This is a genomic window from Streptomyces glaucus (assembly GCF_039533365.1).
GTDB classification, from domain to species: Bacteria; Actinomycetota; Actinomycetes; order Streptomycetales; family Streptomycetaceae; genus Streptomyces; species Streptomyces glaucus.
In genome coordinates, this window is sequence record NZ_BAAATK010000031.1 from 61,304 (window position 1) to 75,873 (window position 14,570).

Below are 14,570 nucleotides of genomic sequence, written 5' to 3' on the forward strand. Positions count from 1 at the left end.
GCCGGGGCCCGGCCCGCTCTCAGGCGATCAGGGCCCGGCCCGGCTTCAGACGGTCCAGCAGCTGGGAGCGGTGCAGTCGCGCCACCGGGGCCAGCAGGTCGGGATGGCGCAGCAGGGCCGCCGCGCGGCGGTCGCCGTCGTCGGGCGCGACCAGGCGCCGGAACTCCAGCGGCGTCCCGGCCGTGTGGTCGCCCTCGGCGAGCGCGGCCACGGCCAGGGCGGCCAGCTCCGGGTCGCCGAGCAGGCAGGCCGCCCAGCTGGCCACGACCTCGTCGACCCAGGTGCGCCAGGCGTCGTCCTCGGCGTCGGCCCCGTCCGCGCCCGTGATCCAGTCGAGCCGGGCGGAGCCTCCGGGGCCCGCCACGCCGACCAGCGCGGCGTCCATCGGCGTCGGGTACCGCAGCCACGCCGCGACCGTCGCGGCCTGCCGCGCCTGCACCTCGCACAGGGCGGAGGCCAGCGCGCCGCCGTACGACGGGTAGGCGCACGTGAGCCATCGGGCGGTCGCCGCGATGACCGGGGAGAGATCTGCTTGCACTGCCGGGCCGTCCGAGCTGCTCGCGAGGGGACAGGGGGACTGCCCACACGGTAGTCGCGGCTCGGAGCGCGGGAACATGGCCCGGGCCACCTCCGGTGCGTGGCTTCGGCCACATCCGCGCGGCCGGGACGGGCTCCCCGGGCCCCGGCCCCGGCCCCGGGAGCCGCGCGTGGCCGTCGCGTTGATCATGAGCCGGTAGGCTGGGGCGGCTGCGGCCTCCCCCACCCTCATCCGCGCACGCGGTGAGGCCCGGTCCGCGGCGGTCGAGTCGACGTAGTACGGCATCACGGCATGAGGAAGAGACGCAAGTGCTGACAGCGGGCCGGTACCGGCTGCAGGACGTGATCGGGCGCGGAGCGATGGGGGAGGTCTGGCGGGGCGTCGACGAGATGCTCGGCAGACCGGTCGCCGTGAAGCTCATGCTGCCCCAGGACTCCGATCCCACCGCGGTCTCGCGGTTCCGGCTGGAGGCGCAGACCGCCGGCCGGCTCCATCACCCCCACGTGGTCGGCGTGCTGGACTTCGGCGAGTACGAGGGACGGCTGTTCCTGGTGATGGAACTGGTCGAAGGGGACAGCCTGGCCCGGGTGCTGGCCCACGGCGGCCCGCTGCCCGCCGAGCGGGTGGCCCGCATCGCCGCCGAGGCGGCCGCCGGTCTGGCCGCCGCCCACCGGCAGGGCATCGTCCACCGCGACATCAAGCCGGCCAACCTGCTGCTCGACGCCGACGGCACGCTGAAGATCGGCGACTTCGGCATCGCCCGCTTCCTCGACGACCCCGGCGCCGCCCTCACCGCCACCGGGCAGATCGTCGGCACCAGCCTCTACCTCGCGCCCGAGCGTGCCCTCGGCCGGCCCGCGGGACCCGCCTCGGACGTGTACGCGCTGGGCTGCGTGCTCTACCAGCTGCTCACCGGCCGCCCGCCGTTCCAGGCCGACAGCCCCCTGGCCGTCCTGCACCAGCACCTCGACGCCGTCCCCGTGCCGCCCCGGCAGCTCGGCCTCGGACTGCCGCCCGCCTTCGAGAACTACCTGCTCGGGCTGCTGGCCAAGCAGCCCGAGGACCGGCCCACGGCGGAGGAGGTGGCCGACTGGTTCGGCCGCGGAGCCTGGCACGGGGCACCGGAGCCCCTGCCGCAGCAGCTGCCGGGACAGGACGCCGCCCCGTCCGGGCCCCCGGTCGTGGACACGCAGTGGCGGACGACGGTGCACCGGGCCGCGCCGCGCCGCCCCCGAAAGCCGTCCCTCTCCCCGTCCCGCCTGGTGGCCGTGGCGGGCGGCGCCGCCCTGTTCGTCCTGGCGCTGCTGGCCGGCATGGCCTGGTTCGCGCCCGACGAGGGCGCGGCGCGCGACCCGCAGGCCGAGCCGTCCGTGAGCGCGTCCGTGTCGCCGGAGGCGGCCCCCTCCCCCGGCGCGCCCGCCGCCGTCACCTCCTCCGCGCAGCCCGCCGGCGTTCCCGCCGGCGGGGGCGGCGAGGAGGAGCAGGAGGAGGAAGACGAAGGCGACGAGTGACCTCGGGCCGACTCGTCCCGGCCCGAGGTGCCGGTCGTCGGTCACCGTCCCGCCCGGGGCGCCGTCCCCGGCGGCCGGCGAGCGCAGGTTCGCCGTACCGGTTCTGGAGGAAGCCCGCTGAGTACCGCCGTCGTCTCCGAGACCGTCCCGGTCGCCCTGCTGCTGGGTGTGCTGGCCTTCGCCGTGCTGCGCCCCCGGGGGTGGCCGGAGGCGGTGGCCGCCGTGCCCGCCGCCGTCCTGACCGTGGCGCTGGGCGCCGTGTCGCCGTCCGGCGCCTGGGAGCAGATCCGCACGCTGCTGCCGGTGGTCGGTTTCCTGGCCGTGGTGCTCGTGCTGGCGCACCTGTGCGCGCGGGACGGCCTGTTCGAGGCCGCCGGGGCGGCCGTCGCCCGCTGGTGCGGCGGCAGTCCGCGGCGGCTGCTGGCCGGGGTGTTCACCGTGGCGTCGGCGACCACGGCGGTGCTCAGTCTGGACGCCACGGTCGTCCTGCTCACGCCCGTCGTCCTCGCGACGGCGGCCCGGGCCGGCGCGAACGCGCGCCCGCACGTGTACGCCACCGCGCACCTGGCGAACTCCGCCTCGCTGCCGCTGCCGGTCTCCAATCTGACGAACCTCCTGGCGTTCACCGCCAGCGGTCTGACCTTCACCGGGTTCGCGGCGCTGATGGCGCTGCCGTCGCTGGCCGCCGTCATGGTCGAGTACGCCGTCTTCCGCCGCTGGTTCCGCGCGGATCTCGCCGCGCCCGCCGCGCCCGGCGCCCCCGGGAAGGCCCCGCGGATGCCGGTGTTCACGCTGGTGGTGCTGGCGCTGACCCTGGCCGGGTTCGCCGTGGCCTCACCGGCCGGGGTGGCGCCCGCGTGGGCGGCGCTCGGCGGGGCCGTCGTGCTCGGCGCCCGGGCGCTCGCCCGGCGCCGCACCACGCTCCGGGAACTGGCCGGCGCCGCCTCCCCCCTGTTCTGCCTGTTCGTGCTCGCCCTCGGCGTCGTGGTGCAGGGCGTGATGGCGGGCGGCCCGGGCGCCGGACTGGGCCGGCTGCTGCCGGAGGGGGACTCGCTGCCCGCGCTGCTCGGCGTGGCGGCGGTGGCCGCGGTGCTCGCCAACGTCATCAACAACCTGCCGGCCGTGCTCGCCCTGCTCCCCCTGGCCGCGCCGGGCGGCCCCGGCCCGGTCCTCGCGGTGCTGATCGGCGTGAACCTGGGCCCCAACCTGACGTACGTCGGCTCACTGGCGACCCTGCTGTGGCGGCGCGTCCTGCACGAGCACGGCGCCCGGCCGGACCTCGGCCTCTTCACCCGGCTCGGCCTGGTGACCGTCCCGGCCGCGCTCGTCGCCTCCACCGTGGCGCTGTGGGGGATGCTGCGCGTCCTGGGCATCTGACCGCGGTGCCGCGCCGCGGTCCTCACGGCCCGGTCGCCGCGCGGGCCCGCCGGGGAGCCGCCCGGCGCCGTAGTCCAGGCGCCGGGCGGTCCTGACCAGCGGGTCCAGCGGGTCCCCGGCGCCGGTGCGGCGGCGCAGCGCGGCCCGTGCCCGCACCCACACGGCCCGCCACGCCCCGAGGCGCCGGTTCCGGGCCGCGGGCGCCCGCACGAGGCCGCGGCGCGTTCGAGGACCGGGGGAACACCTGCTCGCCGAACCGGTGTCCCGGGGGAACCGGGGGGAATCCGCCACGGTTCGCCACCCCTTCCGCTTCATAGAAATATCCACAACGATGAGCATCTCGTCCGCGTGGGTCGACCGACCGGAGGGACGCCATGCGAAGAGTCACGCGGCAGGCCACGGAGTGGCTGGCCGCCGCCGCGACCGATCCGCGGGCCTGCAAACGCCAGTGGCGGGGGGACACCGGCACCGCGGTGCTGGCCTGCGGACGCTTCTGGGACGTGCTGAGCGTGCCGGAGGAGCTGGGCGTACTGGCCCTCGACGCCCTGCTGTGCCTTCCGCAGGCGCCCGGGCCCGTGCTCGCCGACGCGGCCTCCCGCCGGGTGGGGTTCTTCCTGCCGCCCGATCCGGCCGGCCGCTGGATCGGCGCGGACATCCGGTACCTGGGCCGGGGCGCGTGGATCGCGGTTCCCGCGCCGCAGCGGGCCGCGGGGCGGCTGCGCTGGCTGATCCCGCCGGACGGCTCCGGGACGCTGTTCGTGCCCGCCGCCGTGGAACTGGCGCTGCAGCAGGCGCTCGGCACGCTCGCCGTCCAGGCGCGCGCGGACCGGCGGTGCCCGACCTGCGGGGCGTCCACGGCCGGTCCGCGTCCGCACGGGGCCGAGCGGCCCGGCTGACGCCGCGCGGCCGTCAGCGGACGGGCACCAGTTCCGCCCGGATTCCCGAGGGGACGTCGGCGGTCCCGCCCCATGCGTCCCGGAGCGGCGCGTCCGGCTCCGCCGGGGAGGTGAGGGCGGCCCACTGCGCGTCCCGCGCACCCGGGATCATCCGGCCGACCGCGCGCCACTCCGTGACGAGCGCGGCGTAGATCGGCGGATCGGCCTGGGCGGCCGTGACGAGGAGGGCGTGCCGTGCCGGTCGCTCCTTGCGCTCGAGGAGGAGGGACCCGGTGGTGACTGTGCACTTCATGCCCACTGCAACGCGCCGGCGCACGGGGTGGAACGCCCACGGCCCGGCATGCCCCGCATCGGATGAGGCGGTGTCCCTCGTTCGGGGGCATGAGGTCATCGGACAAACGGGTGAGCGGGCGGGCTCACGGTGCGCGCGGCGGGCGTCTCACCACAGGCCGGTGGTGAGGGCGGGCCGCTGGGCGGCGTGGACGGCGTCGCGCAGGTGCAGGGCGACGCCGATCAGGGCGCGCAGGGCGGAGGGGCGCACGGTCTGGGCGCTCTCGGCGGCCAGCACGAGGAGGCAGGCGGCGGCCTGTTCGACCACGGCGACGGGGAGGGTGCAGGAGCCGGTCGCGGCTTCGCGGAAGGCCCGCCAGGGGGCCGCCGCCCCGTCGACGGCCCGTTGCACGGCCTGTTCGAGGTGGTGGGCGGCCTGCTCGCACAGGGGGGCCGGAAGGGTGAGGGTGCGGTGGAACGAACTTGTCATGATCTCACTGCTCCCCCGCTACCGGCGGGTTCCATCGGTGGGAGGCGGATATTTCACCGGGTCGGTGGGGTCCCGTCCGGCGGGGGGCGGGGCACCGCAGGCGGCAGCCGGGGAGCCGGCTTCCGTCGGCGTCCCGCCCCGGCGGGGGCGAGGGACCGGCCGGCGGGCAGCGGGGCGCACCGCTCGGTGAGGCGCACGGCGAGCCGGAGGACGGTGGCCTCGTCGGCGGGACCGGGCTCCCGGTGCGCGCCGGGAGCCCGGTGCGCGCGGCGGGCCGGATGCCGCCGCCGGGACGGAGCAGGGCGGCAGGGACCTACCCTGGTCGCCGTGTGTGTGACGTCCTCCTCAGGGGCCGGGGACGGCGCGGGGCCCGGGGCCGCCGTCGCCCGGCTCACCGGGCGGCCGGTGACCGGTGAGCGCCGGCTGTCCGCGGCCCTCACCGAAGTCGGCCTCGACGGCGGGCGGGTGGTGATGGCCAAGCGCGGTGACGGCGACGGGGCGGTGCGGGCGGAGGCCGCGGGGCTGCGCTGGCTGGCCGAGGCCGGCGCGGTCCGCGTGCCGGCCGTGCACGGCGCCGACGGGCGCTGGCTGGTGATCGACCTGGTTCCGCGGGGCCGCCCGAGCGCGGCGGCGGCGACCCGGTTCGGCCGGGACCTGGCCGCGCTGCACGCGGCCGGCGCGCCCGCGTTCGGCGCCCCGCCGCCGGGCGGCCCGGTGGAGGCGTTCATCGGGCGCGCCCCGATGCGCAACGTCCCGGGGACCGACTGGCCGCGCTGGTACGCCGAGCACCGGGTGCTGCCGTACCTGCGCCGCGCGGTCGACGACGGCACCGTCCGGCCCGCCGAGGCGGCCGTCGTGGAGCGGGTCTGCGAGCGGCTGCCCGAGCTGGCGGGCCCCGCCGAGCCGCCCGCCCGGCTGCACGGCGACCTGTGGAACGGCAACGTGCTGTGGGGCGCCGACGGCGAGGTCCACCTGATCGACCCGGCCGCGCACGGCGGGCACCGGGAGACCGACCTGGCGATGCTGCACCTGTTCGGCTGCCCCCACCTGGAGCGGATCCTGGACGGCTACCAGGAGGCGGCGCCGCTCGCCGGCGGCTGGGCCGACCGGATCGGGCTGCACCAGCTGTTCCCGCTGCTGGTGCACGCGGTGCTGTTCGGCCGTGGCTACGCCGAACAGGCGCTCGCGGTGGCCCGGTCGGCCCTGCGCCGGTGAGCGGTCAGCGGGTCACGACGTGCCGCTCGTTCGGGACGCAGTGGGTCATGGTCAGGCCCTCCACGTCGCGCGGCGGGTTCTTGCCGAGGTTGGCCAGCCGCTTGCGGTCCTCGTCGGTGAGGTCCTGACTGGCCAGCGGTTCGAGGTGCGCGACGTCCTCGGGGCTGATGCCGAGGCCCTCGCCGACCCGCAGGCCGAGGTCGTTCTCCACCAGGAGGAAGTGCCAGACCATGCGTTCCTGGACGGGCCGGTCGCACTGGGAGAGCAGGTCGACGAAGTTCTTCACCAGGTCGTCGCGCTCCCAGTCCTCCATCAGCAGGTAGCGCTGGCCGGCCTGCAGGTAGTCGTTGGTGCGGGGGATGCGCTTGCGGGTGAGCCGGCCCCGGATCTCGGGCCCCTGCTCGTCGTGGGTCGGGTACTGGGCCTCCCGCAGCCCGCCGAGGATGGACGGCTCGTAGTTGACGGTCGGGTTCTCCCCGCCGCGGTCCACGTAGTACGCCATCTGGCCGCCGCGCTGGTTGGTGCGCACCGACGCGTTCCTGGCCTGGTTGACGGGCAGCTGGAGGTAGTTGGGGCCGACCCGGTAGCGCTGGGTGTCGCTGTAGGAGAACGTCCGGCCGACGAGCATCTTGTCGTCGGAGAAGTCCAGGCCGTCGACGAGGACGCCGGTGCCGAACGAGATCTGCTCGTTCTCCGCGAAGAAGTCCTCCGGCATCCGGTCGAGCACCATCCGGCCGACCGGCTTGGGCGGGAACTCCTGCTCGGGCCAGGTCTTGGTGTCGTCGAGCGGGTCGAAGTCCAGCTCCGGGTGCTCGTGGTCCTCCATCATCTGGACCAGGAGCTCCCACTCCGGATAGTCGCCGCGGGCGACCGCCTCGTACAGGTCCTTGGTGGCGTGGCCGAGGGTCTGGGCCTGGACGTTCGCGGCGTCCTCCTCGGTCATGCTGCGCACACCCTGCTTGGGCATCCAGTGGTACTTGACCAGGACGGTGCGGCCCTCGGCATTGACCCACTTGTAGGTGTTGACGCCGAAGCCCTGCATGTGGCGGTAGTCCGAGGGGATGCCGCGCGGGCTGAACAGGTTGACGAGCATGTGCATCGACTCCGGCGTCTGCGACATGAAGTCGAAGATGCGCCGGGGCTGCTGCTCGAAGGTGACCGGGTCGGGCTTCAGGGCGTGGATGACGTCCGGGAACTTGATCGCGTCCCGGATGAAGAAGACGCCCAGGTTGTTGCCGACGAGGTCCCAGTTGCCGTCCTCGGTGTAGAACTTCACCGCGAAGCCGCGGGGGTCGCGGGCCGCCTCGGAGGAGTCGCGCCCGCCGATGACGGTGGAGAACCGGACCGCCACGTCGGTGCGCTTGCCCCGCTCCTGGAACAGCTTGGCCCGGGTGTAGCGGTCGATCGGCTCGTCGCCCCAGGCCCCGTAGGCCTCGAAAAAGCCGTACGCGGTGACGCCGCGGGCGTGCACGACACGCTCGGGAATGCGTTCGCGGTCGAAGTGGCTGATCTTCTCCAGGAAGTGGTAGTTCTCCAGCGTGGCAGGGCCTCGGGCGCCGACCGTGCGCTGGTTCTGGTTGTCGTAGATCGGATGTCCCTGCCGGTTGGTGAGCACCTTCCGGTCGTCGCCGGGGGCGGGGCCCTGGCTCGATACGTCCGTCATGATCTGGGCTCCTTCGACTCGTGCCTGCCGTCGGGCGAGGTCCTGGGCTGCGCGCAGCCGTCAGCCACTCCCTGCGGACCGCCCGGGTACCCGGTTGCGTGGATCGCTCACACATCCCGGCCGCCCGGTGGACGCCTGCCTCCCCGGGGCGCCGGGTGCGCGTCGTCGGGCCGGTCGCCGCGCACGCCATGTCGCCGGGGCCCGGCACGGTCCGGACCCGCCTCGGGCGCTCCTCACGGAAAAGGCCCGGACACCGGTGTCGCCGCGGTGTCCGGGCCGGTCCGGCGGGCCGTGCTCAGCCGCCGTTCAGTCGCGCACGGAGGAGGTTCTTGCCCAGCTCGGCGCCCTTGCGGCTGTCCGCCTGGGCCTTGCGGAACAGTTCCGCGACCTCGGTGTCCTCGGCGCGCTCCGCGTCCTGGATGTAGGTCTCCAGGCGCAGCGCGTTGTTCAGGCACGACTCGACGTACCAGATGAGGTTGTAGTCCTTGTCCTGCGTACCGGTCACGCCGCCGGTCTCCGTGCCACCGGTCATACGGGCCTCCTCTTCGCGGTGCGTGTTCCGGTCCGCCCGGGCGCCGGGCGCCCGGGCGGCGGACCCCTTGCAGCGCGGGACGGGTACCCGCCGTCCGCCGGGGCACACCGCCGGGAGCGGACGGCCGGGACGGCCCCGCCCGGCACCCGCCGGCCCGCGCGGACCCGTGCGCCGGGCCGGAACCGCGAAGGCCGCCGGGCGCGACCGGTCCCCCGCTCCGGTCGCGCCCGGCGGCCCGTCGAACTTACGTTTCCTCAGGGGCTCTTGTGAATCGTGCCGGTGCCCGCTATAAGGCCCGCGGCACTCACCCGTGCACAACCGCGTCCGGATGGCCCGGTTTCGTCCGGTGATCGGCTCCGGGCAGAAGGGGCTGGTCGAGGTCGCCGGCCGACAGATGGGCGAGGACGACCTCGTACAGGTCGCTGCCGCCGGCCAGCAGCTGGCGTTCCAGGACGGGTTCCGCGCTGCGCACGTGCTCGCGCACGGTCTGGGCGTGCACGCCCAGGGCCTGCGCGGCCCGTTCCGCGTTGCCGCCGGCGGCGATCCAGGTGCGCAGCGTACGGCGCAGGGCGCGGGCGTCCTGGTCCAGGCGGCCCAGCAGGTCGTGCGCCCAGGTGCGCAGCGCGGGCCCGGCCAGCAGGCCGGCGAGCCGGGCGGGGCCGGTCCCGCCGGCTCCGGTTCCGGCGCCGGCGGGACCGGAGGGGGTCGGCTGCCCGAAACGGGCGCCCGGGGCGCCGGCGGGATCCGGCTGCCCGGCTCCGGCCGGTTCCTCCGGCAGGGCGGCCTGGGCGCTCAGGGCGAGATGGACCACGGCGCGCACGGTGAGGTCGGCGAAGTCGGTGCGCAGCAGGCTTTCGACGCGTTCCATACGGGCGCGGACGGTGTTGCGGCTGACGCCGAGCACCTTCGCCGTGCTGACGGCGGTGAACTCCAGGCCGAGCCGGGTGGTGACCAGCAGTTCGGCACGGGTGTGGTGGGCCAGCTCGTCGAGCGGGCGCAGCAGGTGCCGCGCCCAGTCGCGCAGCGCCGCCGGGTCCATCAGACGCTCGGGGTGGGTGCGCTCGGCGTACACGGCCGCCTTGTCGGGGCGGAAGCGCGCGACGGCGAGGGCGCTGACGGCCTGCCCGTACGCGGCGGCGGTCCGGGCGAGGCTCTGCCGGGTGCTGCCGCCGAGGAAGGTGTCCGGGCGCCGGGCGACCAGGGAGCGCAGTGCGCGGCCCGTGGACTCCTCGGGCGTGACGACGATCACGTGGCCGTCCATGGCGGGGCAGCGCACGACCAGGGCCCGCTCCTCGGTGGTGCCCAGGCACTCCTCGGCGAGCCGGTCGCGGTCCTCGGGGGAGCTCTCGACGACGTAGACGCACGCCGTGTCGGTGTCGAGCAGGCCCGGCCACAGTCCCGCGGCGACACGGCGCGCGGCGACGGTGTCCTCCACCATGAGCAGTTGCAGGATGGCCAGCCGCAGGTCGGACGTCGCCCGCCGCAGCCGGCGCCCGGTCACGGTCGATTCGTGTGCGGCGAGCAGGAGTTCGACCACCTGGGCGGTGCGGGCGAGGATCTCGGAGGCGTGCCGGTCGAACGGGGCGTCGCGGGACACGGCCAGGACGGCGGCCCGCGGCGCGTGAGGGCGGTCCACGCGCACCAGGCGCAGATGGCGGCCGCGGTCCTGGCGCGCGGCGGAGGCGATCCGGCCGGCGGTGATGTCCGCGACGAGGTCCTCGTCCAGCGGGATCCGCGGGCCGGCGAGGACGGCGCCGGAACCGTCCTGCAGGGTCGCCACCGCCCGCGTGGCGTCCGCGAGCCAGGCGACGACCCGGCCGAGGTCACGTCCGGCCGGCCGCAGGTGCTCCAGCAGTTCCTCGGCCCACATCGCCGGCTCGCCTCCCCTCACGCCCGCGCGCCGTGTCCCGTCCCTTCGGCCCGGCGCCGTGGCCCGTCCTCGTCTCTCCTGGTTCCCCTGGGTCCCGCTGACAGCCCTCACCGGTCCGGGACGTTACCTCACGGGCAGGCGCCGGAGGCCGCGCGGTCGCGGGCCGCTCCCGCCGCCGGGCCGCGTCCGCCGTCCGGCTGCGCGCCGGTCCGCGGGCCGCTCTGCCGCGCTCCTCGCGCCCGGCGCGTGCCGGTTCCGGGCGACGCCGTCCGCCCGGCCTGCGCCGCTCTCCCGCGCGGGCGGCATAAGCTCGGCGGGTGGCGAAGTACTTCGACGTGCACCCCGACAATCCGCAGCCGCGCAGCATCGCCCAGGTCGCCGACAGCGTCCGCGCCGGTGCGCTCATCGCGTATCCGACGGACTCCTGTTACGCGCTGGGCTGCCGGCTGGGCAGCCGTGACGGCCTCGACCGCATCCGTACGATCCGCCATCTGGACGACCGGCACCACTTCACCCTGGTGTGCCAGGACTTCGCGCAGCTCGGCCGGCTCGTACGGATCGACAACGACGTGTTCCGGGCGATCAAGGCGTCGACGCCCGGCAGCTACACCTTCATCCTGCCCGCGACGCGGGAGGTGCCGCGCGTGTTGCAGCACCCCAGGAAGAAGACGGTCGGCGTGCGCATCCCCGACCACGTCGTGGCCCAGGCCCTGCTCGCCGAGCTGGGTGAGCCGCTGCTGTCCAGCACCCTGCTGCTGCCCGGCGAGGAGGAGCCGATGACCCAGGGCTGGGAGATCAAGGACCGGCTCGACCACGTGCTGGACGCGGTGGTCGACTCCGGGGACTGCGGCACCGAGCCGACCACGGTCGTCGACTTCTCCGGCGGCGAGGCCGAGATCGTACGGCGGGGCGCGGGCGACACCTCCCCGTTCGAGTGACGGCCCGCCCGGTCCGGGCAACGGCCCGGCCAAGGGCCGTTCAGCGGGCGGTCAAGGGCAGGGGGGCCGCCGACACGGCCGTGACCAGGCATGTCACGATGACCATGATCCAGTCCGCCCCTCCGGGGCGGGCCCCGTGCCGACACCCACAGAGAGGCAGCCGAGCCATGACCTCCGTCCAGGGAACCGCGGTCGACATCCCCACCGAGGACGGCACCGCCGACGCGTATCTGGCGCATCCGGACGACGGGAAGCCGCATCCGGCGGTCCTGCTCTACATGGACGCCTTCGGTCTGCGGCCGCAGCTGAGGTCCATGGCCGACCGGCTGGCCGGGGCCGGCTACACCGTGCTCGTGCCGAACGTGTTCTACCGGCACGGGCGCGCGCCCGTGTCCGAGCTGCCCGAGTTCATCGATCCCGGGGCGCGTCCGGAGATCTTCGAGCGCCTCGGCCCGATCATGCGGTCCCTGACGGCCGATCGGGCGATGCGGGACGCGGACGCCTATCTGCGCTGGCTGGCGGACTCCCCCGCCGCGGCCGGCGGACCGGTCGCGCTGACCGGCTACTGCATGGGCGCCCGGCTCGCCCTGCTGACCGCCGGGACCCACCCGGACCGGGTCGCCGCGGCGGCCGGCTTCCACGGCGGCGGGCTGGCGACCGACGCGCCGGACAGCCCGCACCTGGTGGCCGGGCGCGTCACCGCCGAGCTGTACTTCGGGCACGCCGACCAGGATCCGTCGATGCCGCCCGAGCAGATGGAGCGCCTGGAGGAGGCGCTGACCGCGGCGGGCGTCCGGCACCGCTGCGAGGTCTACACCGGCGCGTACCACGGGTTCACCCAGGCCGACACCGCCGCGTACCACCGGGAGGCGGACGAGCGGCACTGGGCGGCCCTGCTCGGCCTTCTGGAGCGGGCCTTCTGAAGCGGGCCTGCCGAGAGGGACCCGCCGGCGCGGTGCCGGTGCCCGGGCCGCCGCCGCTGCCGGGCGCCGGTGCCGGGACCGGTCCGCGGCGCCGCGCGTCCCGAGGGACGGGCGGGCGGGAACACCGCCGGACGCGCATCGGTTGGCAGTGCTGTACGACCCGACCGACCGACGCTGGAGGGGCTGGGTGCCGCCGATCCCACGACCGCTGCGCAAGCTGGGTTTCCTGACCATCGGCCTGTTCGACGAGGCGGACCCGCGCCGGGGCCACGAGTCGACGCTGGAACTGATCGAGCTGGGCGAGCGCCTGGGCTTCGACAGCGCCTGGCTGCGCCACCGCCATCTGCAGTACGGCATCTCCTCCCCCGTCGCCGTGCTGGCGGCCGCCTCGCAGCGCACCCGCCGCATCGACCTCGGCATCGCGGTCACCCCGCTCGGGTGGGAGAACCCGCTGCGGCTGGCGGAGGACCTGGCGACCGTCGACGTCCTGTCCGGGGGCCGTCTCAACCCGGGCGTCAGCGCGGGCCCGCCGATGCACTACGACCGGGTCAAGGACGCCCTGTACCCGGGCACGGCGGACGCCGAGGACCTGGGGTACGGCCGCCTGGAGCGGCTGCTGGACGCCGTGCGGGGCAAGCCGGTGACGGACTTCAGCGGGGCCGAGGGTTTCGAGGTCTACTCCGACCGGGTGCAGCCGTACTCCCCCGGCCTGGGCGGCCGCATGTGGTACGGCGGCGGCAGCCTGCGGTCGGCGCGGTGGGCCGGCGAGCACGGCATGAACCTGTTGACGAGCAACGTCGTCAGGGCGGAGGACCCGGACGGGCCGTGGGACTTCGCCGAGATCCAGCTGTCCCACATCCGCGCCTTCCGCGCCCACCACCCCGACGGCGAGGCCGCCCGTGTCTCCCAGGGTCTCGTCGTCCTCCCCACCGACTCCGCCACGCCCGGCCAGCGCGCCCGGTACGCGGAGTACGCGGCCCGGCGCGCCGCCCGGACGACGTCGCCCCAGGGCCCGGCGCGGCTGCTGTTCGCGCCGGACCTGGTGGGGACCTCCGCGGAGATCGCCGAGCGGCTGCACGCGCACGCCGCGTTCCGCGAGGTCGACGAGGTGGCGTTCGCGCTGCCGTTCACCTTCGCGCACGAGGACTACGTGCAGATCCTCACCGACATGGCCACGAAGCTGGGCCCGGCGCTGGGCCGGCGGCCCGCCGCCTGACGTCACCAGCGGCCGGGGGCGCTGCCGGTGATCGCCTCCGAGGGCCTGCCGTCCACCCCGGCCGGCACGTCCCCGGCGAGCATCACCCGGTGCATGATCCGGGGGGAGTCGAGGTGGGCGTGGTCGCTCGGGGCGAGGTGGATGGTGGCCCGGTTGTCCCAGAAGGCCACGCTGCCCGGCTCCCAGCGGAACCGGACCGTGTACTCGGGCCGGGTCGCCTGCTCCAGCAGCAGGTCGAGGACGGCCCGGCTCTCGGCGCGGGAGAGACCGGTGATCTGCTCGACGTAGTAGCCGTTGACGTACAGCACGCGCTCCCCCGTCTCCGGGTGGACGCGCACCAGCGGGTGCACGGAGGCGACCTGGTGCTCCAGCAGGTGGCGGACGTAGGCGTCGTCGCCCGGCCGGGGCTGGTAGCCGACGCCGAGCCGGTGTTCGGCGCGCAGTCCGTCGACGAAGGCCCGGAGGGGGGCGGACAGCCCGGCGTAGGCGGCCGCCAGGTTGGACCAGGTGGTGTCGCCGCCGTACGGCGGGACGGTCTCGGCGCGCAGGATCGTCGCGGCGGGCGGGTCGATCCGGGCGCCGTGGTCGCAGTGCCAGCCGCGCAGCAGCGTGTGCCGACGGCGCCGCAGCCACTCGTCGTGCTCCATGCCGAACCGGCCGCCCAGCTCCAGCCGGTCCGCGGTCGTCTCGATCTCCGGCACGTCCGGCGGTGACGCCTTGCCGCGCCGCCGCAGGACGACCGGTTCGCCGAACCGGCGGGCGAACGCCACGTGCCGGGCGTGGTCGAGCCGCTGCCCCCGGAAGAACACCACCTTCCAGCGCAGCACCGCCGCCCTGATCGCGGCGACCTGGGCGTCGTCGAGGTCGCCGGCCAGATCGACGCCGGTGATCTCGGCCCCGATGTGTCCGGCGGCCGGCTTCACCTCGATCCCCCCGCGCTGCTCCGTCTCCTGGGCGGTGCCCCTGTCCGTCGTCATGCGCACTCCCTGGTCCTCCACGCCGGGTCCCGTCCGGACCGGCCCCGGGAGGATCGTGGCAGCGTTCGCCCGGCGTGGCGACAGCGCCTGGTGCGCGGCGCGCGCTCGGGGCGGCGGGCGCGGGGGCCGAGCGGGACCGCGGCGCGCGCCCGGC

Annotated in this window: 14 protein-coding genes; 7 read left to right on the top strand and 7 right to left on the bottom strand. The window is 75.7% G+C overall.

The genetic code is table 11. The annotated features are described in order from the left end of the window. Window positions 1-19 precede the first annotated feature (19 nt). The gene (locus ABD363_RS21970) at window positions 20-538 is read right to left on the bottom strand and encodes a hypothetical protein (RefSeq protein WP_344606224.1); all 519 of its coding nucleotides are present in this window, start codon (window positions 536-538) and stop codon (window positions 20-22) included. Window positions 539-846: 308 nt separating this feature from the next. Between ABD363_RS21970 and ABD363_RS21975 the strand changes: the two genes are divergently transcribed. From ABD363_RS21975 to ABD363_RS21985, 3 genes are all read left to right on the top strand, one after another. Beyond that, entirely contained in the window at window positions 847-2,049 is a 1,203-nt protein-coding gene (locus ABD363_RS21975) for a serine/threonine-protein kinase (RefSeq protein WP_344606226.1), read from the top strand. A 117-nt stretch (window positions 2,050-2,166) separates the two neighbouring features. After that, window positions 2,167-3,426 carry an SLC13 family permease gene (locus tag ABD363_RS21980; RefSeq protein WP_344606249.1) on the top strand — a complete coding sequence of 420 codons (1,260 nt, stop codon included), beginning with the start codon at window positions 2,167-2,169 and terminating at the stop codon, window positions 3,424-3,426. Window positions 3,427-3,800: 374 nt separating this feature from the next. Then, on the top strand, window positions 3,801-4,322 hold the full coding sequence (locus ABD363_RS21985; protein ID WP_344606228.1) for a hypothetical protein: 522 nt from the start codon (window positions 3,801-3,803) through the stop codon (window positions 4,320-4,322). Window positions 4,323-4,335: 13 nt separating this feature from the next. On the opposite strand, the gene ABD363_RS21990 is transcribed toward ABD363_RS21985, so the two are convergent. Both ABD363_RS21990 and ABD363_RS21995 read right to left on the bottom strand, forming a co-directional pair. Further along, a complete protein-coding gene (locus ABD363_RS21990) occupies window positions 4,336-4,614 on the bottom strand; it encodes a hypothetical protein (protein WP_344606230.1) in 279 nt (92 codons plus the stop codon). Between the two features lie 147 nt (window positions 4,615-4,761). After that, window positions 4,762-5,085: a hypothetical protein gene (locus ABD363_RS21995; RefSeq protein WP_425578014.1), complete on the bottom strand. Its 324-nt coding sequence runs from the start codon at window positions 5,083-5,085 to the stop codon at window positions 4,762-4,764. A 330-nt stretch (window positions 5,086-5,415) separates the two neighbouring features. On the opposite strand from ABD363_RS21995, the gene ABD363_RS22000 reads away from it, so the two are divergent. Next, window positions 5,416-6,297 carry a fructosamine kinase family protein gene (locus ABD363_RS22000; RefSeq protein ID WP_425578013.1) on the top strand — a complete coding sequence of 294 codons (882 nt, stop codon included), beginning with the start codon at window positions 5,416-5,418 and terminating at the stop codon, window positions 6,295-6,297. Window positions 6,298-6,301: 4 nt separating this feature from the next. Here the strand turns inward: ABD363_RS22000 and ABD363_RS22005 are convergent, their stop codons facing one another. From ABD363_RS22005 to ABD363_RS22015, 3 genes are all read right to left on the bottom strand, one after another. Further along, window positions 6,302-7,960 carry a catalase gene (locus tag ABD363_RS22005; protein WP_344606236.1) on the bottom strand — a complete coding sequence of 553 codons (1,659 nt, stop codon included), beginning with the start codon at window positions 7,958-7,960 and terminating at the stop codon, window positions 6,302-6,304. Window positions 7,961-8,255: 295 nt separating this feature from the next. Then, a complete protein-coding gene (locus ABD363_RS22010) occupies window positions 8,256-8,492 on the bottom strand; it encodes a hypothetical protein (RefSeq protein WP_344606238.1) in 237 nt (78 codons plus the stop codon). A gap of 304 nt (window positions 8,493-8,796) precedes the next feature. After that, window positions 8,797-10,362, bottom strand: coding sequence for a PucR family transcriptional regulator (locus ABD363_RS22015; RefSeq protein ID WP_344606251.1), 1,566 nt, complete (start codon window positions 10,360-10,362; stop codon window positions 8,797-8,799). 317 nt (window positions 10,363-10,679) lie between these two features. On the opposite strand from ABD363_RS22015, the gene ABD363_RS22020 reads away from it, so the two are divergent. The 3 genes from ABD363_RS22020 (at window position 10,680) to ABD363_RS22030 (ending at window position 13,439) form a co-directional block, all read left to right on the top strand. Next, window positions 10,680-11,300 carry an L-threonylcarbamoyladenylate synthase gene (locus tag ABD363_RS22020; protein ID WP_344606240.1) on the top strand — a complete coding sequence of 207 codons (621 nt, stop codon included), beginning with the start codon at window positions 10,680-10,682 and terminating at the stop codon, window positions 11,298-11,300. A 167-nt stretch (window positions 11,301-11,467) separates the two neighbouring features. Beyond that, window positions 11,468-12,223: a dienelactone hydrolase family protein gene (locus ABD363_RS22025; protein ID WP_344606241.1), complete on the top strand. Its 756-nt coding sequence runs from the start codon at window positions 11,468-11,470 to the stop codon at window positions 12,221-12,223. A 187-nt stretch (window positions 12,224-12,410) separates the two neighbouring features. Next, window positions 12,411-13,439 (top strand): LLM class flavin-dependent oxidoreductase, encoded by a 1,029-nt coding sequence (locus tag ABD363_RS22030; protein WP_344606243.1) that lies wholly within the window; start codon window positions 12,411-12,413, stop codon window positions 13,437-13,439. A gap of 2 nt (window positions 13,440-13,441) precedes the next feature. Here ABD363_RS22030 and ABD363_RS22035 read toward each other — a convergent pair whose 3' ends face one another. Beyond that, window positions 13,442-14,416 carry a TauD/TfdA dioxygenase family protein gene (locus tag ABD363_RS22035; RefSeq protein ID WP_344606245.1) on the bottom strand — a complete coding sequence of 325 codons (975 nt, stop codon included), beginning with the start codon at window positions 14,414-14,416 and terminating at the stop codon, window positions 13,442-13,444. Between the last annotated feature and the right edge of the window lie 154 nt (window positions 14,417-14,570).